Origin of the sequence: Escherichia sp. WS1118 (genome assembly GCF_046487695.1) — a bacterium.
In the GTDB taxonomy this organism is placed as follows: Bacteria; Pseudomonadota; Gammaproteobacteria; order Enterobacterales; family Enterobacteriaceae; genus Escherichia; species Escherichia coli.
Genome location: NZ_JBJQIZ010000005.1, coordinates 52,824 through 74,736, shown reverse-complemented (window position 1 = coordinate 74,736; position 21,913 = coordinate 52,824). Strand labels below are relative to the sequence as shown.

The window sequence follows — 21,913 nt, the reverse complement described above, 5'->3', positions numbered from 1 at the left end:
CGGGATTTTACGAAGAGATGTGTCTGCATGCAATGGTCGCAGGGAAATTTATGACTAAAAATGCGAAAGGCGGCATCAAGCCGCCTTATAGGAGTAACTGAATAGTTATTTATACAGATCTGCGCTGACGGTCAGGTTATTACCACGTTCCTGCCACTGGCGGGTGATGTGGTAATACTTAGCACCTTTCTTCGCGGCACGTTTCGCAACCTGATAGGAGACTTCGGTCATGTTGCCGTAGTTGCCAGAGAATTTGATGCTGTCGAACGGGACCATCATCGCTGCTGTCGCTTTGTTCAGTTCTTCGACTTTAGTGCCGTCCGGGAGCGTGACGGTGTAACGCCCGCCTTTTGATGACTGGGTTTCAAAGAAGCGACCGACTTCAGAACTTGGTGATGCGGTAGTCGCAACCCCCGGGATCTCAACTTTCTTCGCGGCTTCGCCACCGGCAGCCAGAGCTGCACGTCCTGCTTCGGAATCTGCCGGGATTACATCCGGGCTCTGGACAATACGTTTCTTAGCATCTTTTTTATAGATGAATGCAGTAATACGCTGGTTACCGCCCTGGTTGGCATCGATTTGACGAACAATGTAGAAAGAGTAGGCACCTTTCGCTTTTGCCGCTTTGGTGATGGCATCATTGACTTCTGGCTGGCTACGATAGAAGCCCTGGACGGTGACCGTGTCAAACGGTTCAATCAGAACAGCCTGATCTTTCGGCAGTTCGACAACACCGTTAATTACGCGATTACTTGTTTCTTCTGCTTTTTCAGCATCGGCTTTATAGAGGTCAGCGACCACACGCCAGTTACCGCTGTTACCAAAATCAGAAGTGTCGACAACATAAAAAGAGGCGGCACCTTCTTTATCTGCGCGACGAGAAACGGCTTTCACCGCTTCGCCAATAGCATTAAAACGACCGGTAACCACTACACGGTCAAAAGGTTTAACCGCTGCCGCTTGCTCCGGTGTCAGTTCTGTTGCTGCGTTAACGGAGAATGCCGTAGCAGAAAGCAGTGCCGACGCCAGGAGGGTGTTCTTAAGCTTCATAAAAATAATCCTTCGCCTTGCGCAAACCAGGTACTGGTATTGTTATTAACGAGAAACGTGGCTGATTATTGCATTTAAACGGTGTAACTGTCTGCGTCATTTTTCATATCACATTCCTTAAACCAATTTTAATTCTGCTCAAATGACCGTCTATGCTTAAAAAACAGCCGTATCACCATCAATACTACTGAAGCAACTGAATTGTATAAGTTAATTTAATGTTAAGTAGTGATTTGTGCCGGGGCGATGTCTCGTTTTACCCGGCCGTCGAAGACAATTATCAGTCTTTATCCGGCGTTCTAAGGTGTTTATCCCACTATCACGGCTGAATCGTTAATATTTTGCGAGTTCACGCCGAAATACTGATTTTTGGCGCTAGATCACAGGCATAATTTTCAGTACGTTATAGGGCGTTTGTTACTAATTTATTTTAACGGAGTAACATTTAGCTCGTACATGAGCGGCTTGTGTGGCTCCTGACACAGGCAAACCATCATCAATAAAACCGATGGAAGGGAATATCATGCGAATTGGCATACCAAGAGAACGGTTAACCAATGAAACCCGTGTTGCAGCAACGCCAAAAACAGTGGAACAGCTGCTGAAACTGGGTTTTACCGTCGCGGTAGAGAGCGGCGCGGGTCAACTGGCAAGTTTTGACGATAAAGCGTTTGTGCAAGCGGGCGCTGAAATTGTAGAAGGGAATAGCGTCTGGCAGTCAGAGATCATTCTGAAGGTCAATGCGCCGTTAGATGATGAAATTGCGTTACTGAATCCTGGGACAACGCTGGTGAGTTTTATCTGGCCTGCGCAGAATCCGGAATTAATGCAAAAACTTGCGGAACGTAACGTGACCGTGATGGCGATGGACTCTGTGCCGCGTATCTCACGCGCACAATCGCTGGACGCACTAAGCTCGATGGCGAATATCGCCGGTTATCGCGCCATTGTTGAAGCGGCACATGAATTTGGGCGCTTCTTTACCGGGCAAATTACTGCGGCCGGGAAAGTGCCACCGGCAAAAGTGATGGTGATTGGTGCGGGTGTTGCGGGTCTGGCCGCCATTGGCGCAGCAAACAGTCTCGGCGCGATTGTGCGTGCATTCGACACCCGCCCGGAAGTGAAAGAACAAGTTCAAAGTATGGGCGCAGAATTCCTCGAGCTGGATTTTAAAGAGGAAGCGGGCAGCGGCGATGGCTATGCCAAAGTGATGTCGGACGCGTTCATCAAAGCGGAAATGGAACTCTTTGCCGCCCAGGCAAAAGAGGTCGATATCATTGTCACCACCGCGCTTATTCCAGGCAAACCAGCGCCGAAGCTAATTACCCGTGAAATGGTTGACTCCATGAAGGCGGGCAGTGTGATTGTCGACCTGGCAGCCCAAAACGGCGGCAACTGTGAATACACCGTGCCGGGTGAAATCTTCACTACGGAAAATGGTGTCAAAGTAATTGGTTACACCGATCTTCCGGGCCGTCTGCCGACGCAATCCTCACAGCTTTACGGCACTAACCTCGTTAATCTGCTGAAACTGTTGTGCAAAGAGAAAGACGGCAACATCACTGTGGATTTTGATGATGTGGTGATTCGTGGCGTGACCGTGATCCGTGCGGGCGAAATTACCTGGCCGGCACCGCCGATTCAGGTATCAGCTCAGCCGCAGGCGGCACAAAAAGCGGCACCGGAAGTGAAAACTGAGGAAAAATGTGCCTGCTCACCGTGGCGTAAATACGCGTTGATGGCGCTGGCAATCATTCTTTTCGGCTGGTTGGCAAGCGTTGCGCCGAAAGAGTTTCTTGGGCACTTCACCGTTTTTGCGCTGGCCTGTGTTGTCGGTTATTACGTGGTGTGGAATGTATCGCACGCGCTGCATACACCGTTGATGTCGGTCACCAACGCGATTTCAGGGATTATTGTTGTCGGAGCACTGTTGCAGATTGGCCAGGGCGGCTGGGTTAGCTTCCTTAGTTTTATCGCGGTGCTTATAGCCAGCATTAATATTTTCGGTGGCTTCACCGTGACTCAGCGCATGCTAAAAATGTTCCGCAAAAATTAAGGGGTAACATATGTCTGGAGGATTAGTTACAGCTGCATACATTGTTGCCGCGATCCTGTTTATCTTCAGTCTGGCCGGTCTTTCGAAACATGAAACGTCTCGCCAGGGTAACAACTTCGGTATCGCCGGGATGGCGATTGCGTTAATCGCAACCATTTTTGGACCGGATACGGGTAATGTTGGCTGGATCTTGCTGGCGATGGTCATTGGTGGGGCAATTGGTATCCGGCTGGCGAAGAAAGTTGAAATGACCGAAATGCCAGAACTGGTGGCGATCCTGCACAGCTTCGTGGGTCTGGCGGCAGTGCTGGTTGGCTTTAACAGCTATCTGCATCATGACGCGGGAATGGCACCGATTCTGGTCAATATTCACCTGACGGAAGTGTTCCTCGGTATCTTCATCGGGGCGGTAACGTTCACGGGTTCGGTGGTGGCGTTCGGCAAACTGTGTGGCAAGATTTCGTCTAAACCGTTGATGCTGCCAAACCGTCACAAAATGAACCTGGCGGCTCTGGTCGTTTCCTTCCTGCTGCTGATTGTATTTGTTCGCACGGACAGCGTCGGCCTGCAAGTGCTGGCATTGCTGATAATGACCGCCATTGCGCTGGTATTCGGCTGGCATTTAGTCGCCTCCATCGGTGGTGCAGATATGCCTGTGGTGGTGTCGATGCTGAACTCGTACTCCGGCTGGGCGGCTGCGGCTGCGGGCTTTATGCTCAGCAACGACCTGCTGATTGTGACCGGTGCGCTGGTCGGTTCTTCGGGCGCTATCCTTTCTTACATTATGTGTAAGGCGATGAACCGTTCCTTTATCAGCGTTATTGCGGGTGGTTTCGGCACCGACGGCTCTTCTACTGGTGATGATCAGGAAGTGGGCGAGCACCGCGAAATCACCGCAGAAGAGACAGCGGAACTGCTGAAAAACTCCCATTCAGTGATCATTACTCCGGGGTACGGCATGGCAGTTGCGCAGGCGCAATATCCTGTCGCTGAAATTACCGAGAAACTGCGCGCTCGTGGTATCAACGTGCGTTTCGGTATCCACCCGGTTGCGGGGCGTTTGCCTGGACATATGAACGTATTGCTGGCTGAAGCAAAAGTACCGTATGACATCGTGCTGGAAATGGACGAGATCAACGATGACTTTGCTGATACCGATACCGTACTGGTGATTGGTGCTAACGATACGGTTAACCCGGCGGCGCAGGATGATCCGAAGAGTCCGATTGCTGGTATGCCTGTGCTGGAAGTGTGGAAAGCGCAGAACGTGATTGTCTTTAAACGTTCGATGAACACTGGCTATGCTGGTGTGCAAAACCCGCTGTTCTTCAAGGAAAACACCCACATGCTGTTTGGTGACGCCAAAGCCAGCGTGGATGCAATCCTGAAAGCTCTGTAACCCTGACGGCCTCTGCGGAGGCCGTCACTCTTTATTGAGATCGCTTAACAGAACGGCGATGCTTTGACCTCCCGCTGTTTGTTCAAGCGCAATTTTGACAATAATTGTCAACGGCACGGAAAGCAGCATACCCACAGGTCCTAACAACCATCCCCAAAAAATCAACGACAAAAATACCACCAATGTGGAAAGCCCCAGCCCACGTCCCATGATGCGCGGCTCCAGAATATTGCCGAAGACCAGATTAATCAGCAGATATCCCGCCAGCACCAGCAACGCTTCGTAGAAGCCATTAAACACCAGTACCTGAGCGATAGGGGGGATTGCCGCGAGAACTGAACCAATATTCGGGATGTAATTAAGCGCAAAGGCCAGCAATCCCCAGACAAAAGCGAAGCGAACATCGAGTGCGGCGAGCATCGCCCAGGCGACCTGGCCGGTGATGATGCTGATGGCTGTTTTCAGCACCAGATAATGAGACACACTGTCAATCGCACGCTGAATCGCCGCCATCCCTTCAACCGGACGCGCCATCATTTGCTGAAATTTTCCGGGCAATTGTGGCACTTCGAGCAACATAAACAGCACCGTCAGCAGCAATAAAAAGATTGATGACATGGCATTAGATAACTGCGTCAATAAGTTGGTGAGCAACGTCATCGCCGCGTTCGGATCAATGTAATGCGCCAGCTGGTCAACTGAGACATCAATCCCTACGCGTTGCAACAACGGTTCAATCGCTTGCAGCGGCGTCATAATAGAGTTGCGATATTGCGGTAACGTCCGCGTCAACTCATTGAGCGCGGAACCCAGATAAGCTAACAGCAACACCATCACGATGATGGTCATCAAAATTGACACTGCCAGTACACGCGGCACACGCCAGCGGACCATGTGTTGCACCAGCGGGTTAAGAATAACAGCAATAAATAATGCGAGAATAAACGGCACGATGATCTCGGCGGCAAAACGGATACCGCAGAGAATAATGACCAGCATTCCCAACATAATGACGATTTTTAGGCCATTGAGCGTGATGATCGGCTTTGCCATGCTTGTCCCCGTTTTTTCTTCCTTTGCTAATAATAATGTCTTTTTCGCTCCGTCATCATAACGAAAATCAAACCGCTCAGGTAAAGAAGTGAAAATATTTTGAGTTAATTCTTAAGCTATGATACAAATCAGGCGTGTTCAACTACCGAGGACAATTATCATCCGCGAGGACGAGAAGCAACACTGCGGATAATTGTAATATTATGGACAATTTGTTCAGGACGTTATTTTCTACATTTACCCATCTTCGTACCTCATCCACTATCTTGCTCGTAGGTGAGCAGCACTGGCGCAACGCGCTTTAGTCCTTTCTTCTGCCAAAGCTTGCGCTAAGCGCGGGGCTTGACCACTTTACTTTGGTTTCGCTGAATTAAGCGAAAATTAAAATAATTCTCTTGCAGGAGAAGGACAATGTATATTTATTGGATTTTATTAGGTCTGGCTATTGCTACAGAAATTACCGGTACGCTGTCCATGAAATGGGCGAGCGTCAGTGAGGGAAATGGCGGCTTTATTTTAATGCTGGTGATGATTTCTCTGTCGTATATATTTCTCTCTTTCGCCGTTAAAAAAATCGCCTTAGGCGTGGCTTATGCGCTGTGGGAAGGTATCGGTATTTTATTTATTACCTTGTTTAGCGTTTTGTTATTCGACGAAAGTTTATCGCTGATGAAAATTGCCGGGTTAACCACCCTGGTCGCCGGGATTGTATTGATCAAATCAGGTACCCGTAAAGCGCGTAAACCTGAACTGGAGGTGAACCATGGCGCAGTTTGAATGGGTTCACGCCGCCTGGCTGGCATTGGCAATCGTGCTGGAAATCGTTGCTAACGTCTTTTTGAAATTTTCTGACGGCTTTCGTTGCAAAATATTTGGCTTGCTTTCCCTGGCGGCGGTGCTGGCTGCCTTTAGTGCGCTTTCTCAGGCCGTTAAAGGGATCGACTTGTCTGTCGCTTATGCATTGTGGGGCGGGTTTGGTATTGCCGCCACGTTAGCCGCAGGTTGGATCTTGTTTGGTCAACGGTTAAATCGTAAAGGCTGGATTGGCCTGGTGCTGCTGTTGGCTGGAATGATCATGGTGAAACTTGCCTGATGAACACGCTGCCCGCGCTGTCGGGCAGCGTTTGAACATTATTTTTGCGACAGTTGATCCAGCTTGTCGCGAAAACCGGTAACAGAAATGGCCCGGTTATCGGCGCGCCAGCGATCTTTCGCGGCAGGAGCCGAGCTTTGCACCCCAATTAATTGCCAGCCGTCATCGGTATGCAACATCAGAGGCGAACCGCTGTCACCCGGCAAGGTATCGCACTGATGCGACATCACCGACGTTTGCGCCCAGCCAGTCACTTCACAGTTTTGATGACTGTACAACGTATCGAGATGATCTTCAGGGTAGCCCGCCTGAGTCACTTTACGACCAGCCGCTTTTAATGCGGCGGTAAGCGCGGCTTTATCTCCCTCAAATAACGGCAACGGTGTAATGCCAGAAGGGGGATTACGTAGCACAATCAAACCGAAGTCCCAGGGCGCAGCTGCGGGAGGTACAATCCAGCCATCCCCATCTGCTTTTAACCGCTTTCCCAGTGTCGGATCAACGCGGCCTTCTATGTCGTGGATCTCATAGCGCCAAAGACCTTTATTTGACACGAAACGCAGCGCTACCGCTTTATCGGCTTTACCCTTTGGCGGCGTCAATAAACAGTGTCCTGCCGTTAATGCCAGATTGGGTGCAATCAGTGTCGCCGTACATAAATTGCCGCTGGCCGTTTCCAGTTGGCCAACCGCATCCCACGGTGATTGGGTCGTGTCATTCACTGGCACACGATCATCATGACCAAAAAACAGGGTGCTGACCTCATCGTTTGCCGATTTGGCAACGTCTGGTTTATCTGCAAACACAAAAGCAGACGTCAAACTAATTGCACCCAACACTACAGCAATGGTTGTACGCATATCACACTCTGGTGGGTAATTATGATTATTAAAAGCAAACCCTCATAAATACTATAGACGGGACGGGATGAAAGTGGGAGTAAAATCAGATAACTACGATCAGGAAAGATAAAAACGGGCGGCAATCAGTGCGCATAAAATAAGGATGATAAGAATGAACTCAAAGCGATAACGGCCCACCATACTACCCTCCGCTAAAGGCGGTGCTAAACGTTACCCGCTTAGCACCGTAATTTTCAGGCGCGAGGGGGCGCGCCAGCATTACTGTTGAAAACTTACGCTGCGGGTTGTGCAGCAGGTTTTGCCGGTTGCTGATGGCTGTGTTTCTTGGCGTGTTTCTTCGCCGCCTGCGCTTTTTGTTCAGGGGCTTTCTGTTCAGCTTTGGCATTTTTATGATGCTTTTTAGCCGCCTGCGCTTTCTGGGCAGGTGCTGCTTTATGCTGTTTTTTATGATGTGTGGTTTTCGCAGGCGCTGCTTTGGTGGTCGTCGCAGTCGGAGCAGGTGTGGTCGCAGTCTCTGCAGCAAAGGCAGCAGAAGACAGACCCATAGCAGCGGCAACAACCAGAGCTAATACTTTTTTCATTGTCATACCCTCAATTTGTTTTTTCATTTAACCCCACTGCGGGGCCGTTGAAATAACTATATCCCTGGGAATGGCAGACTTCCGTGAGTGGTTGGTTTCAGCGTGTAACGATATGTACAAACGCTGAATAAATTACAGCATTGATAATAACGTATTGTGACTTAAGGAAAATTTAGCTACCAATAATAGTAGTCTTGATCGTGTTAACTATTTTACTACTTACAAAGCGGTAGAATAACTGCGCATCAGTAATAAATGACACACAGCAAAATGAATCCGTTTATTTGGGTACTTATAATCCTGATGACGCTAGATGCGCTGCGGGAATTGGCTGGCGCTTCGTCTATTTTAGGATGGCTATTAACGTTGGTTTGAGCAGGCAATAAGTCCGGACGGGTATTTACCTCAGTCCGGACTTATTTTTTCAGGCGTGCAGACGATGATGCAAACGCGTCCCGACCAGCAGAGCAATGACCAGCATCAGAGCAATAAATGCGCCGACGCCGTTCCAGCCATAGTTATGCCAGAAAACACCACCCAGCGTCCCGGCAATACTCGACCCCAGATAGTAACTGAACAGATACAGCGAGGAGGCCTGGCCTTTAGCGCGTTTTGCGCGGGGGCCGATCCAGCTGCTGGCAACGGAGTGGGCTGCGAAGAATCCGGCTGAGAAGAGTAACATTCCGGCAAAGATCAGCCACAGCGAGCTGAATAAGGTCATCAGTAAACCAAACAGCATAACCCCCGTCGAAAACAACATCACCGGACCGCGTCCATAGCGGGTGGTCATGGTTCCGGCTTTGGGTGAGCTCCATGTACCGGTCAAATAAGCCAGCGATAATAAGCCAACCACGGCCTGACTGACATGCCAGGGGGAAAGCATCAACCTATAGCCGATGTAATTAAACAGCGTGACGAACGACCCCATCAGCAAAAAGCCTTCTGCGAACAATAACGGTAATCCCCGGTCACGCCAGTGCAGACGAAAGTTGATGAATAACGTCTTAGGGCGCAGCGAAGTCGGGCGAAAATGGCGTGATTCAGGGAGGATTTTCCAGAACATCAACGCCGAGGCCAACGCGAAACAACCGATTGCCGCCAGAGCAATTCGCCAGTTAAAAAAGTCCGTGAAGACACCGCTAATTAAGCGTCCGCTCATGCCGCCAATTGAGTTGCCGCTGATATACAACCCCATTGAAAAGGCCACGAAACTGGGGTGGATTTCCTCGCTAAGATAAGTCATGCCAACGGCTGCCACGCCACTTAACGAAAGCCCAATCAAGGCGCGCATAATCAAAATGCCGTGCCAGCTGGTCATCATTGTCGAAAGTAACGTACAAATGGAGGCCAACAGTAGCGCCGTGACCATCACTGGTTTGCGACCAATGGCATCGGATAGCGGGCCAGTAAACAGCAAACCGATAGCCAACATCGCCGTTGAAATGGACAGTGAAATACTACTGTTCGCGGGCGTTAAGCCAAACTCTTGTGAAAGCACCGGAAGGATAGGTTGCACACAATAGAGAAGTGCGAAAGTTGCCAGTCCGGCAGAGAAAAGCGCCAGGGTGACGCGCATAAATTGCGGCGTACCGCGTTTAATAAATTGATTTGGCTGAGAAATGCTTTGCTTGTCAGTGTCGCTTGCCGGAGCGCCATCAACAGTTGTAGTACGGCTCACTTGAAATCCTTGCTAAATATGCCTGTGGATCAGGCTTATGAATAGATTAGGAAAATCGAATTGTTCTGTCTAATATATTAATAATCTCAAATAAGATGTTTTAAATATGAATATTGAACTTCGTCATCTGCGTTACTTTGTCGCTGTTGCAGAAGAGCTGCATTTCGGGCGTGCCGCTGCCCGCCTGAATATTTCGCAACCACCTCTAAGTCAGCAGATTCAGGCGCTGGAGCAACAAATTGGTGCCCGACTGCTGGCACGGACCAATCGCAGTGTATTGCTGACGGAAGCAGGAAAACAGTTTCTTGTAGATAGTCGGCAAATCCTGTCTATGGTGGATGATGCTGCCGCTCGCGCTGAAAGGCTGCATCAGGGCGAAGCGGGGGAGTTGCGCATTGGTTTTACTTCGTCCGCTCCTTTTATTCGGGCGGTGTCCGATACGTTATCGCTGTTTCGCCGTGATTATCCCGATGTCCATTTACAAACCCGCGAAATGAACACTCGCGAGCAAATCGCTCCGCTCATTGAAGGAACGCTGGATATGGGATTGCTGCGTAACACAGCGTTACCGGAGACGCTTGAACACGCAGTCATCGTCCATGAACCGCTTATGGCGATGATCCCGCACGATCATCCCCTGGCAAATAACCCGAGTGTAACGCTGGCTGAACTGGCGAAAGAACCCTTTGTCTTTTTTGATCCGCACGTCGGAACAGGGCTGTATGACGATATTCTCGGGCTGATGAGACGTTACAATTTGACGCCCGTCATCACTCAGGAGGTGGGTGAGGCAATGACCATCATCGGTCTGGTTTCCGCCGGTCTGGGTGTTTCAATTTTGCCTGCGTCATTTAAACGTGTTCAGCTCAACGAAATGCGCTGGGTGCCGATTGCTGAAGAGGATGCGGTTTCTGAAATGTGGTTGGTCTGGCCGAAACATCATGAACAAAGTCCGGCTGCGCGTAACTTTCGTATTCATCTGCTGAATGCTCTCAGGTGAGGGAAATTTCAGCGAAAAAGCCCGAAAAATGTGCTGTTAATCACATGCCTAAGTAAAAATTTGACGACACGTATTGAAGTGCTTCACCATAGCCTACAGATTATTTCGGAGCGCGAAAATATAGGGAGTATGCGGTGGTTGCTGAAAATCAGCCTGGGCACATTGATCAAATAAAGCAGACCAACGCGGGCGCGGTTTATCGCCTGATTGATCAGCTTGGTCCAGTCTCGCGTATCGATCTTTCCCGTCTGGCGCAACTGGCTCCTGCCAGTATCACTAAAATTGTCCGTGAGATGCTCGAAGCACACCTGGTGCAAGAGCTGGAAATCAAAGAAGCGGGGAACCGTGGCCGTCCGGCAGTGGGGCTGGTGGTTGAAACTGAAGCCTGGCACTATCTTTCTCTGCGCATTAGTCGCGGGGAGATTTTCCTTGCTTTGCGCGATCTGAGCAGCAAACTGGTAGTGGAAGAGTCGCAGGAACTGGCGTTAAAAGATGACTCGCCATTGCTGGAGCGTATCATTTCCCATATCGATCAGTTTTTTATCCGCCACCAGAAAAAACTTGAGCGTCTGACTTCGATTGCCATAACCTTGCCGGGAATTATTGATACGGAAAATGGTATTGTACATCGCATGCCGTTCTACGAGGATGTAAAAGAGATGCCGCTCGGCGAGGCGCTGGAGCAGCATACCGGCGTACCGGTTTATATTCAGCATGATATCAGCGCATGGACGATGGCTGAGGCCTTGTTTGGTGCCTCACGCGGGGCGCGCGATGTGATTCAGGTGGTTATCGATCACAACGTGGGGGCTGGCGTCATTACCGATGGTCATCTGCTACACGCAGGCAGCAGTAGCCTCGTGGAAATAGGCCACACACAGGTCGACCCGTATGGGAAACGCTGTTATTGCGGGAATCACGGTTGCCTCGAAACCATCGCCAGTGTGGACAGTATTCTTGAGCTGGCACAGCTGCGTCTCAATCAATCCATGAGCTCGATGTTACATGGACAACCGTTAACCGTGGACTCATTGTGTCAGGCGGCATTGCGCGGCGATCTACTGGCAAAAGACATCATTACCGGGGTAGGCGCGCATGTCGGTCGCATTCTTGCCATCATGGTGAATTTATTTAACCCACAAAAAATACTGATTGGCTCACCGTTAAGTAAAGCGGCAGATATCCTCTTCCCAGTCATCTCGGACAGCATCCGTCAGCAGGCCCTTCCTGCGTATAGTCAGCACATTAGCGTTGAGAGTACTCAGTTTTCTAACCAGGGCACGATGGCAGGCGCTGCGCTGGTAAAAGACGCGATGTATAACGGTTCTTTGTTGATTCGTCTGTTGCAGGGTTAACATTTTTTAACTGTTCTACCAAAATTTGCGCTATCTCAATTTGGGCCAGGAAAGCATAACTTAGACTTTCAAGGTTAATTATTTTCCTGGTTTATATTTGTGAAGCATAACGGTGGAGTTAGTGATGCTGAAGCGTTTCTTTATTACCGGTACAGACACTTCTGTAGGGAAAACGGTGGTTTCCCGCGCATTGCTACAAGCGTTAGCCTCCCAGGGAAAAACGGTTGCGGGATATAAACCCGTAGCGAAGGGGAGCAAAGAGACACCCGAAGGGCTGCGTAATAAAGATGCCCTGGTGTTGCAGAGTGTTTCAACCATCGAACTGCCTTATGAAGCAGTTAATCCTATCGCGTTAAGCGAAGAAGAAAGTAGCGTGGCGCACAGTTGCCCAATCAATTACACCCTCATTTCAAACGGCCTGGCAAACCTGACCGATAAAGTCGATCATGTCGTGGTAGAAGGGACTGGCGGCTGGCGCAGTCTGATGAATGATTTGCGTCCGCTCTCTGAATGGGTGGTGCAGGAACAACTGCCGGTGTTGATGGTTGTCGGTATTCAGGAAGGTTGCATTAACCATGCACTGCTAACAGCTCAGGCGATTGCCAACGACGGGCTGCCGCTCATTGGCTGGGTGGCTAACCGAATCAACCCAGGACTGGCGCATTATGCGGAAATCATTGATGTGCTCGGTAAAAAACTTCCGGCACCGCTCATTGGTGAACTGCCTTATCTGCCGCGCGCCGAACAGCGTGAACTGGGGCAATACATCCGCTTAGCTATGCTTCGCAGTGTGCTGGCGGTAGATAGAGTCACGGTGTAACGTCCGCGAAATTACCGACGCAATTACGCAGGCAATCAATAAACCGGGGAGTAGCTGATACTCCCCGGTCATTTCACATATCATCAACGTCGACATAATCGGCGCGTGCGTGGTCGCCGCCAACAGTGTCGCCATCCCGGTCAATCCGAGTAAAAGCGTAATTTCTTCGCCATCAGGTAACCATAATCCCAGGCTACGACCATACAACATGCCAATGGCAAGACCGATAAATAGCGTCGGTGTAAAGACACCACCGGGCGCGCCAGAACCACTACTCGCCAGCACGGCACACAGTTTACAGAGGAAGATCCCGGCAATGATCATTAACAGTGGCGGAGCGGTTAAAAAGGATTGTACGGTGCTATAGCCGTTGCCCCACACTGCAGGTGTGAACAGGGAAAGCAGACCCACGATCAACCCGCCCAGTGCCAGTTGCCAGGGCGGCGCAAGCTTGAGACTCACAAATCCACGATGACAGGCGTTCATTAACGTTAACAACAGTGGTCCGCACAGACCTGCCAGCACACCTGTACTGATAATCAGCGCATAGTCACGAGCCTGAACCGTCACTGAGAGTTGTACGCTGTAGAGTAATGCGTCGCTATGATTAATAAGATTGCTAATCAGCAACGCCACGACGGCGGAAATAATCACCGGGCCGAGAGAGGCCAACATCATAGTGCCAAACAGCACTTCGGCTATAAATAAACTGCCAGCAAGCGGGGCGCGATAGGCCGCAGCCATTCCCGCCGCAGCTCCACAGGCGATCCATAATTTCCACTCCTGGCGTGGCGTAAAACGTTGGGCAAAACACGAGGCTGCAAGGGCAGCTAAAAGAATCATCGCACCTTCGCGACCAATTGCACTGCCGCTGGTTACTACCAGTAGAGAGGCAAGCGATTTAACCAGGCTTGCTGCGTAATCAAACTGACCATCGGTTTGCAACGCTTCCATGTAATCGGTCGGCGCATGAGGGCGTTGCTGGGTAAATTTCTGCCAGCCCATCAGCAACAAACCCGCCGCCAGTCCGCCGAGCGCCGGGGTTAGCAGCCGTCGCCACGGGGAAAGATTTGTCGCTGCATTGACCAGACTGCCGGAGTCATTATTGAGGAACAGCCACTCCAGTAGCAGCATCGCATGACGAAACCCGGCAACGGCAAAGGCCGCAAGAATACCGACGATTGTTGCGATAAGCAGACGGCGGAACATAGTGCGCAGATCCGGATAGATGTGTAGATGATGCATGAGCAGAAATGGGCAATGAAACACGGGCGACTATTTTGCGGCAAAAGAGGCCAGCCGCAAAAGCAGTGCGTGCTTTAAGAGATAAAAAACGTGACACTGTAACCTATTAATTGCCGAATTGCGTGTAATCGTCACCATCCGGCAATAATACGGTGATCCTATCGAAACAGCGGTTTAACCGCGACAGGAATCAACAGTTGTGATTGCCATTGCGCCAGCGTTAAGCGAGCGAGTTCACCCAGTGCACGGTAGAAAGGGTGTTCTGCTTTTTCGATAAAAACGTCAAGAAAACGTGTTGACCACGGAAAAAGGTGCCATGCCAGCAATTCTTCGCATTCTGTCTGGCGACCATTCTCCGCCAACCACGCAGCCATCAGCAGCAGTGAACCAAAATGATCTTCCGGTTCGTTTTGCTTCATTTCGAACTGAATGCCTTTCTCGCGCATCCACTGACGAAGTGCCAATGTTGAATCGCCAAACAGCACAGATTCGCGATCCAGCCAGACCGATCCCCACGGCGGAGACGGCAGTGCCCACGGGCCGACAAACAAACGCTGCCAGGCCTGGGCGTGAGTCTCTTCACTCTGTGTCTGAAAAGCCGTCACCAGCGGCGCTAATGACGCTTCTGGTAGAGGCCACTGAGTTTCCCAGCCGTCACGGGTGAGTACCGCAACCAGAGGTGCGGCTTCTGCACTCTCTGGAGCGTAATAAAACAGCGCGCCCAACACGCGCGCCGCAACAGAAAAATTATCTTGCTGTGAAAAATGGGTCATTCCTAACATCCTGAAATGTGCGGGTTGCCCCGCACCAATTTGTTAACCTGCAATAGCCATTCCTACTGTCATGTGCAGGCCATAAAAGAGCACACGCCCGATCATCTCACCGCCAAGAATGAGGATTAACCCCAGAACAAGTCCGGCAACGTGAGGTTCACGGCGACGAATGAGCGGACAAAGCCAGCATCCTAGACCTGCGCATAACAATACCACACGCCAGACCTGTAAGGAGGCGTAATCTGGTACCAGTGCGCTGGCTTGTTGTACGGATGAGTGAATAGACGCCAGAGACAAACCTTGCAGCACAATCAACCCGGCACAAGCGATCAGCGCCAGAATGCTAATGATGGCAAATGGTGTGGTATTAAATGTAACGCGGGCTGCACGTAGAATTGTGGCAGCAAGTATTGGACCGCTCAACAATACCGTCAGGAAGAAAGCCAGCGTAGTGTAACCGTTATGCCAGGTTGGCACAGTGTCGATTTGATACACGCAGGTCATCATCCAGACGAAAATGATGCCGAGCGCCATGCTGACAAGTAACCAGAGTTTCCCCAACGCTTGCGGCATTTTACCGATGACCGCCACCAGCCACCATAATCCGCCAACGGCAAAAAATATGGAACCGGCAGCAATCTCGTTACTCAGACCAGAAGCTCCGATTCTATTCAGCGAGTTAAACGCCCGCAGTGGCGATCCCAGGTGCATGACAGAGGCAATAAACCCGATGCCCATCAACAGCCAGAGGAAAAACATGCCACGAATAATGTGCTGACGGTCTGCGTCATTTTTGGCGGCGAACCAGCCAATTCCGCTAACAATCAGCGCGCCTACTACGCATTGACCCAATACGGTAAAGATAACCAGTGGCCATTCATGCCATCCATTTCCCATTTTACACTTCCTCCGGATTAGCCAGATAACCAGTGGTATCGCCGGTCGGGCGGCTGTTGGCGTTAGGTTTGATAACGATATTGGGTTTTGTGAAATGTGCGCGCGGCAGTGGCGCGACGGCAGCCAGAGTGCCGTGCTTCTGGCGCATCTCTTCAATTGGACCGAACTCAAGTGCACGCAGCGGGCAGGATTCGACACATATGGGTTGTTTCCCCTCGGCGACGCGCGAATAACAACCATCGCACTTCGTCATGTGCCCTTTTTCAGCATTGTACTGTGGCGCGCCGTACGGACAAGCCATGTGGCAGTAGCGGCAGCCGATACAAACATCTTCATCAACCACCACAAAGCCATCTTCACGCTTATGCATTGCGCCGCTGGGGCAGACTTTTGTACATGCGGGGTCATCGCAATGGTTACAGGAGATGGAGAGATAATAAGCGAACACGTTCTGGTGCCAGACGCCATTATCTTCCTGCCAGTCGCCGCCAGCATATTCATAAATACGGCGGAAACTGACTTCCGGGCCAAGATCTTTAAAATCTTTGCACGCCAGTTCGCAGGTTTTACAGCCAGTACAGCGGCTGGAATCGATAAAAAATCCATATTGTGTGGTCATGGGCTACTCCTTAAACCTTTTCGATCTGGACAAGATTGCTGTGCGACGGGTTTCCCTTTGCCAGCGGTGAAGGGCGGTGAGAGGTCAGAATATTGATACTGCCGCCGTGATCGACCCGGTCACCAAACATATCCGCTTTAAGCCACGCACCTTGCCCGATGGCGGTAACGCCAGGCAGAATACGCGGAGTCACTTTTGCGGCAATCAGCATTTCTCCATTATTGTTAAATACCCGCACGGTATCGCCATGACGGATACCGCGTGCCTGAGCATCAATAGGGTTGATCCACACCTCTTGTGGGCAGGCCTGCTGTAACACATCAATATTGCCGTAGCTGGAGTGGGTACGCGCTTTGTAGTGGAAGCCCGTTAGTTGCAGTGGATAGGTTTTCCGCAGGGGATCGTCCCAGCCATCAAAACCTGGGGTATACGCAGGAAGGGGATGAATAATTTCATCTTTTTTCAATTCCCAGGTATCTGCAATCTTCGCCAGTCGTTCAGAATAAATTTCGATTTTCCCCGAAGGTGTTTTCAACGGATTTGCCTGTGGATCTTCACGGAATGCGCGGAAAGCGACGTAGTGTTCTTCCGGGCATTTTTTCTTAAAGATCCCGGTCGTTTTCATCTCCTCGTAGTCGGGCATCTCAGGGTTACGTTCCTTCGTTTTCGCATGGAGATATTTGATCCATTCATGCTGACTGCGACCTTCAGTAAAGGTTTGATAAACGTCTGGTCCTAAGCGTTTGGCGACTTCGCTCAGCATCCAGTAGATGGGTTTGCGTTCAAATTTTGCTGAGGTTGCGGGTTGGGCGAGGATCACATAGCCCATATTCCCGGCAGACTCATGAGAGATAAGGTCTTCTTGCTCTGTTGGCATCAGGTCGGGTAACAGGATATCGCAATACTTAGCCGAGGCAGTCATGAAGTGGTCAATGCCAACAATCATCTCGCACTTGCTGTCATCCTGAAGCACCTCATGGGTGTGATTGATGTCGCCATGTTGATTGATCAATGTGTTACTGGCGTAGCACCATAAAAACTTGATGGGGACATCCAGTTTTTCTTTTCCTCGAACACCATCACGGGTCGCGGTCATTTCCGTACCATGGTCGATGGCATCTGTCCATGTAAAGACGGAAATCTGCGTTTTAACTGGATTCTCGAGCATCGGGAACCATTCTACCCCCAGATCCCAGCTACCTTCGCGTACACCTGAGTTGCCGCCGTTTATGCCGACGTTACCGGTGAGAACGGAAAGCATGGCAATAGCGCGGGACGTTTGCTCGCCGTTGGAATGTCGTTGTGGCCCCCAACCCTGACAAATATAAGCCGGTTTTGCTGAACCGATCTCTCGTGCCAACTGGATAATTTTTTCTGCTGGGATGCTGGTGATTTTTGCTGCCCATTCCGGCGTCTTAGCTATGCTGTCAGTCCCTTCGCCCAGAATATAGGCTTTATAATGCGCGTTACGTGGAGCGTTAGCTGGCAGCGTTTTTTCATCGTAACCAACACAATATTTGTCGAGAAATGGCTGATCGACCATGTTTTCAGTAATCAGTACCCAGGCAATCGCACAGGCCAGTGCGCCATCGGTGCCAGGGCGAATGGGCAGCCATTCATCTTCACGCCCGGCAGCTGTGTCGTTATAACGTGGATCGATGACGATCATGCGTGCGTTTGAACGTTCGCGGGCTTGCTCGACGTAGTAAGTGACACCACCGCCGCTCATCCGTGTTTCTGCCGGGTTATTTCCGAACATAACGACCAGTTTCGTATTGGCGATATCATCCGGGCTGTTGCCATCATTGGCACCGAACATATAACTCATTGCGGCACTGATCTGTGCGGTACTATAGCTGCCATAGCGACTGAGAAAACCACCGCAAGAGTTCATCAGACGGTACGGGACGTTTGAGTTGGTGATGTTTCCGCCATCTACGCCTGTTCCATAGAGAACATGTACAGCCTCATTGCCGTAATCTTTTAGGATCCGCCGAAGATTATCACTGATGGTATCCAGGGCTTCGTCCCAACTTATCCGTTCAAATTTACCTTCACCGCGCTTGCCGACGCGCTTCATGGGATATTTCAACCTGTCAGGATGATTCATCCGTCGGCGGATAGAGCGCCCGCGTAAACATGCCCGAACCTGATGATTACCGTAAACGTCGTCACCTGTCGTATCAGACTCTACCCAGTACACGGTGTCATCTTTCACATGCAAACGTAACAGACAGCGGCTCCCGCAGTTAACGGTGCAGGAACTCCAGACCGCTTTCTCTTCTACCGGTGCCTGTGCCGCTCGGACCATTTGGGAAAACGGCAAAGTGAAAGCACTGCTTGCCAGCGCGAGACTGCCAAGTGCGGAGGTTTTCATCAGACTTCTACGACTGATTTCAGCCGACATGAGCGCCTCTGTGTTATGGATTTTCATCATTACTCACTTATTGCTTTTCAAACAAAATGTCATGTCAAAATTTATGGTCGTAGTGGGTTATATTTTTTCGATCTCGACCAGATTAGTGTGCTGCGGGTTTCCCTTCGCCAGTGGTGAAGGGCGCAGAGTGGTTAGCGTATTCACACAGCCGCCGTGGTCGATTTTATCGCCAGACATATTGGCCTCGTGCCAGGCTCCCTGGCCCATAGCACTAACTCCAGGGAGAATGCGTGGTGTCACTTTGGCTGGTAGCCGAACTTCGCCACGATGGTTAAACACCCGCACCATATCGCCGTTGGCAATCCCACGTTTCTGTGCATCTATAGGGTTGATCCACACTTCCTGACGGCAGGCTGCCTTCAGGACATCAATGTTGCCGTAGGTCGAGTGCGTACGGGATTTGTAATGGAAACCAAACAGTTGCAGTGGGAAGGCACTACGTTCAGGGGAGTCCCAGCCTTCAAAGGTTGAGGCATAAACCGGCAGTGGGCTTATCACTTCATCTTTTTCCAGTTCCCAGGTACGGGCAATTTCCGCCAGCTTGCTGGAATAAATTTCAATCTTACCGGAAGGCGTTTTAAGTGGATTTGCCTCGGGGTCGTCACGAAATGCTTTGTAGGCGACAAAATGACCATTGGGATCTTTACGCTTATAGATACCCATTTTTTTTAATTCGTCGTAAGACGGTAATGCCGGATCTTTGGCAAGCATTTTGGCGTACAGATGTTGTAACCAATGTTCCTGCGTGCGACCTTCAGTGAACTTTTGATAGACGTCAGGTCCAAGACGTTTCGCGACTTCACTCAGGATCCAGTAAATTGGTTTGCGTTCGAATTTTTCGCTGGTGACAGGCTGGAGGAAAATGAGATATCCCATGTTACCGGCGTAGTCGTTAGGAATAATATCTTCCTGCTCAACGGTCATCAGGTCTGGCAGCAGAATGTCGGCATATTTTGCCGATGAGGTCATAAAGTTTTCGATGACCACAATCATTTCGCATTTCGATTCGTCCTGCAGAATTTCATGCGTTTTGTTGATGTCAGAATGCTGATTAACCAGGGTATTTCCCGCGTAGTTCCAGATGAACTTAATGGGCACATCTAGTTTATCTTTGCCCCGGACGCCGTCGCGGATTGCCGTCATTTGCGGGCCATGATCGATAGCATCTGTCCAGCTGAAGCAGGAGATTGACGTTTTGACCGGATTATCCAGCACCGGCAAGCGTTCGATGGTAATGGTGTAGGTCGATTCACGCGCACCACTATTTCCGCCGCTGATGCCGACATTGCCCGTCAAAATAGGCAACATAGCAATAGCGCGTGCCGTCAGCTCGCCGTTTGCCTGGCGTTGCGGCCCCCAGCCCTGGCAGATATAAGCGGGTTTTGCTGTGCCAATTTCACGCGCCAGTTTGATGATACGGTCTACCGGGATACCTGTAATTTGCGAAGCCCACTGCGGCGTTTTCGCTGTTTTATCATCACCTTCACCAAGAATATAGGCTTTATAGTGACCATTTTTGGGTGCATCTGCGGGTAAGGTTTTTTCGTCATAGCCGACGCAGTATTTATCGAGAAAAGGTTGATCAACGAGATTTTCGTTAATCAATACCCAGGCAATACCCGCAACCAGCGCGGCATCGGTGCCCGGGCGAATAGGAAGCCATTCATCTTCACGACCAGCAGCCGTATCGGTATATCGCGGATCGATAACAATCATTTTTGCGTTCGATTTCTCGCGCGCTTTTTCAAGAAGATAAGTGATGCCACCGCCGCTCATGCGGGTTTCAGCCGGGTTGTTACCAAACATCACGACCAGCTTGCTGTTTTCAATATCCGTGGTGCTGTTGCCATCATTACTGCCGTAGGTGTAGGGCATGGCACAGGAAATTTGCGCAGTGCTGTAGGAGCCATACTGATTTAGTGAACCGCCGTAGCAGTTCATCAGGCGTTTGACCGCCGAGGCTGATGGAGAAGAGCGGGTCATATTGCCGCCAACAATCCCCGAAGAGTACTGAATATATACAGCCTCATTGCCATATTGTTTGACGGTTTTTTTCAGGCTACTGGCGATAGTATCCAGGGCTTCATCCCAGCTAATCCGTTCGAATTTGCCTTCGCCGCGTTTGCCCACGCGTTTCATTGGGTAATTCAGGCGATCGGGATGATTAATACGCCGACGGATGGAGCGACCGCGCAAACAGGCGCGTACCTGATGGTTGCCATACTCGTCGCTGCCGGTGTTGTCAGTTTCCACCCAGGTCACTTCATTATCTTTAACATGCAGACGAAGTGCACAGCGGCTACCACAGTTGACGGAACAGGCACCCCAGACCACTTTTTCGCTGGCCTGTTGTACCGCTGCTGCTGCACTGCGCAGGGTAAACGGCAAAGAAAAACCGCCTGCAGCCAGCGCCAGAGAACCTATCGCGGTAGATTTAACGAGTGTTCTGCGGCTGATGCCCACCATTTGTTTATTTTTGGACATAACTCACTCCCTGTTTTTTATCGTTATATAAATGTTTATATATTGAATATTTAGCGCGCTAACAATAGAGGGAGTCTACCCATTTGGGGTTAATAATTATTAATCCATATCAATAGAAGGGTATGAGTAATAAGGTGGGATTATGTTGTATGTTCAAATCGCCGGATGTGTCGTATCCGGCGTTCAGTCGATAATGTGTTACTGCGGTTCAGCAGGCGCGTTATCCTGGGTAGACTGCGCGGGAGCAGAGACGTTACCGCTGGTGGTACGGGTGTAGAGAATTTTATGCGTATCATTAGCGCAATGCCCGACGACCTGGGAATCAGGCTGATCAACCTGGTCATTGGGTACAATACTTAACGTGAAGCTGTTTTCGGGTACGCCATTATTGATAATGCGCTGTGATATATCGCTCTGTATGCGCTCACAGGATCCCGGCGCGGCGAGTGCCGTGGGTGAGGCGAGGGCGAGCAGAAGCGCGGCACAGCAGGTTGAGAGTTTCATCATAAG

General features: G+C 50.4%; 21 protein-coding genes. 8 read left to right on the top strand and 13 right to left on the bottom strand.

Going from position 1 to position 21,913, the window contains the following annotated elements:
- Window positions 1–105 precede the first annotated feature (105 nt).
- Window positions 106–1,050: a DUF1471 family protein YdgH gene (gene ydgH / locus ACJHYO_RS10600; RefSeq protein ID WP_000769322.1), complete on the bottom strand. Its 945-nt coding sequence runs from the start codon at window positions 1,048–1,050 to the stop codon at window positions 106–108.
- Between the two features lie 523 nt (window positions 1,051–1,573).
- On the opposite strand from ydgH, the gene pntA reads away from it, so the two are divergent.
- Both pntA and pntB read left to right on the top strand, forming a co-directional pair.
- A complete protein-coding gene (gene pntA / locus ACJHYO_RS10595; protein WP_001295398.1) occupies window positions 1,574–3,106 on the top strand; it encodes a Re/Si-specific NAD(P)(+) transhydrogenase subunit alpha in 1,533 nt (510 codons plus the stop codon).
- Between the two features lie 10 nt (window positions 3,107–3,116).
- Entirely contained in the window at window positions 3,117–4,505 is a 1,389-nt protein-coding gene (gene pntB / locus ACJHYO_RS10590; RefSeq protein WP_000014036.1) for a Re/Si-specific NAD(P)(+) transhydrogenase subunit beta, read from the top strand.
- Between the two features lie 24 nt (window positions 4,506–4,529).
- Here the strand turns inward: pntB and tqsA are convergent, their stop codons facing one another.
- Window positions 4,530–5,558 (bottom strand): AI-2 transporter TqsA, encoded by a 1,029-nt coding sequence (gene tqsA / locus ACJHYO_RS10585; protein WP_085455357.1) that lies wholly within the window; start codon window positions 5,556–5,558, stop codon window positions 4,530–4,532.
- Window positions 5,559–5,969: 411 nt separating this feature from the next.
- On the opposite strand from tqsA, the gene mdtJ reads away from it, so the two are divergent.
- Window positions 5,970–6,335, top strand: a complete 366-nt coding sequence (mdtJ, locus tag ACJHYO_RS10580) for a multidrug/spermidine efflux SMR transporter subunit MdtJ (RefSeq protein WP_000276149.1) — start codon at window positions 5,970–5,972, stop codon at window positions 6,333–6,335.
- Window positions 6,322–6,651 (top strand): multidrug/spermidine efflux SMR transporter subunit MdtI, encoded by a 330-nt coding sequence (gene mdtI / locus ACJHYO_RS10575; protein ID WP_000046660.1) that lies wholly within the window; start codon window positions 6,322–6,324, stop codon window positions 6,649–6,651. The genes mdtJ and mdtI overlap by 14 nt, the downstream gene beginning before the upstream one ends.
- A 38-nt stretch (window positions 6,652–6,689) precedes the next feature.
- Here mdtI and ACJHYO_RS10570 read toward each other — a convergent pair whose 3' ends face one another.
- The 3 genes from ACJHYO_RS10570 to asr form a co-directional block, all read right to left on the bottom strand.
- Window positions 6,690–7,511, bottom strand: coding sequence for a trypsin-like serine peptidase (locus ACJHYO_RS10570; RefSeq protein WP_001260849.1), 822 nt, complete (start codon window positions 7,509–7,511; stop codon window positions 6,690–6,692).
- A 99-nt stretch (window positions 7,512–7,610) separates the two neighbouring features.
- Window positions 7,611–7,694 (bottom strand): hypothetical protein, encoded by an 84-nt coding sequence (locus tag ACJHYO_RS10565; protein WP_000233090.1) that lies wholly within the window; start codon window positions 7,692–7,694, stop codon window positions 7,611–7,613.
- Window positions 7,695–7,786: 92 nt separating this feature from the next.
- Complete coding sequence (gene asr, locus ACJHYO_RS10560; RefSeq protein WP_001362115.1) at window positions 7,787–8,095, bottom strand: acid resistance repetitive basic protein Asr; 309 nt, start codon at window positions 8,093–8,095, stop codon at window positions 7,787–7,789.
- A 255-nt stretch (window positions 8,096–8,350) separates the two neighbouring features.
- Here asr and ACJHYO_RS10555 point away from each other — a divergent pair, with 255 nt between their 5' ends.
- Window positions 8,351–8,470 (top strand): KPN_01571 family protein, encoded by a 120-nt coding sequence (locus ACJHYO_RS10555; RefSeq protein WP_001299090.1) that lies wholly within the window; start codon window positions 8,351–8,353, stop codon window positions 8,468–8,470.
- Window positions 8,471–8,519: 49 nt separating this feature from the next.
- Here the strand turns inward: ACJHYO_RS10555 and ACJHYO_RS10550 are convergent, their stop codons facing one another.
- Complete coding sequence (locus tag ACJHYO_RS10550; RefSeq protein WP_000091839.1) at window positions 8,520–9,773, bottom strand: MFS transporter; 1,254 nt, start codon at window positions 9,771–9,773, stop codon at window positions 8,520–8,522.
- Between the two features lie 106 nt (window positions 9,774–9,879).
- Between ACJHYO_RS10550 and ACJHYO_RS10545 the strand changes: the two genes are divergently transcribed.
- The 3 genes from ACJHYO_RS10545 (at window position 9,880) to bioD (ending at window position 12,948) form a co-directional block, all read left to right on the top strand.
- Entirely contained in the window at window positions 9,880–10,773 is an 894-nt protein-coding gene (locus tag ACJHYO_RS10545) for a LysR family transcriptional regulator (RefSeq protein WP_001019561.1), read from the top strand.
- Window positions 10,774–10,907: 134 nt separating this feature from the next.
- The gene (mlc, locus tag ACJHYO_RS10540; protein ID WP_000225284.1) at window positions 10,908–12,128 is read left to right on the top strand and encodes a sugar metabolism global transcriptional regulator Mlc; all 1,221 of its coding nucleotides are present in this window, start codon (window positions 10,908–10,910) and stop codon (window positions 12,126–12,128) included.
- Window positions 12,129–12,252: 124 nt separating this feature from the next.
- Complete coding sequence (gene bioD / locus ACJHYO_RS10535) at window positions 12,253–12,948, top strand: dethiobiotin synthase (protein ID WP_000919226.1); 696 nt, start codon at window positions 12,253–12,255, stop codon at window positions 12,946–12,948.
- Here the strand turns inward: bioD and clcB are convergent.
- The 7 genes from clcB to ACJHYO_RS10500 all read right to left on the bottom strand — a co-directional run bounded on the left by clcB (window position 12,901) and on the right by ACJHYO_RS10500 (window position 21,907).
- On the bottom strand, window positions 12,901–14,193 hold the full coding sequence (clcB, locus tag ACJHYO_RS10530; protein ID WP_014639617.1) for a voltage-gated ClC-type chloride channel ClcB: 1,293 nt from the start codon (window positions 14,191–14,193) through the stop codon (window positions 12,901–12,903). The genes bioD and clcB overlap by 48 nt on opposite strands.
- 158 nt (window positions 14,194–14,351) lie before the next feature.
- The gene (dmsD, locus tag ACJHYO_RS10525) at window positions 14,352–14,966 is read right to left on the bottom strand and encodes a Tat proofreading chaperone DmsD (RefSeq protein WP_000148699.1); all 615 of its coding nucleotides are present in this window, start codon (window positions 14,964–14,966) and stop codon (window positions 14,352–14,354) included.
- Window positions 14,967–15,008: 42 nt separating this feature from the next.
- Entirely contained in the window at window positions 15,009–15,863 is an 855-nt protein-coding gene (gene ynfH / locus ACJHYO_RS10520; protein WP_000526467.1) for a selenate reductase membrane anchor subunit YnfH, read from the bottom strand.
- 1 nt (window position 15,864) lies between these two features.
- A complete protein-coding gene (gene ynfG / locus ACJHYO_RS10515; protein WP_085455356.1) occupies window positions 15,865–16,482 on the bottom strand; it encodes a DMSO reductase like molybdoenzyme iron-sulfur subunit YnfG in 618 nt (205 codons plus the stop codon).
- Window positions 16,483–16,492: 10 nt separating this feature from the next.
- Entirely contained in the window at window positions 16,493–18,916 is a 2,424-nt protein-coding gene (gene ynfF / locus ACJHYO_RS10510; RefSeq protein ID WP_012601528.1) for a selenate/tellurate reductase subunit YnfF, read from the bottom strand.
- A gap of 60 nt (window positions 18,917–18,976) precedes the next feature.
- Window positions 18,977–21,403, bottom strand: coding sequence for a selenate/tellurate reductase subunit YnfE (gene ynfE, locus ACJHYO_RS10505; protein ID WP_085455355.1), 2,427 nt, complete (start codon window positions 21,401–21,403; stop codon window positions 18,977–18,979).
- A gap of 198 nt (window positions 21,404–21,601) precedes the next feature.
- Window positions 21,602–21,907, bottom strand: coding sequence for a DUF1161 domain-containing protein (locus ACJHYO_RS10500; RefSeq protein WP_012601527.1), 306 nt, complete (start codon window positions 21,905–21,907; stop codon window positions 21,602–21,604).
- Between the last annotated feature and the right edge of the window lie 6 nt (window positions 21,908–21,913).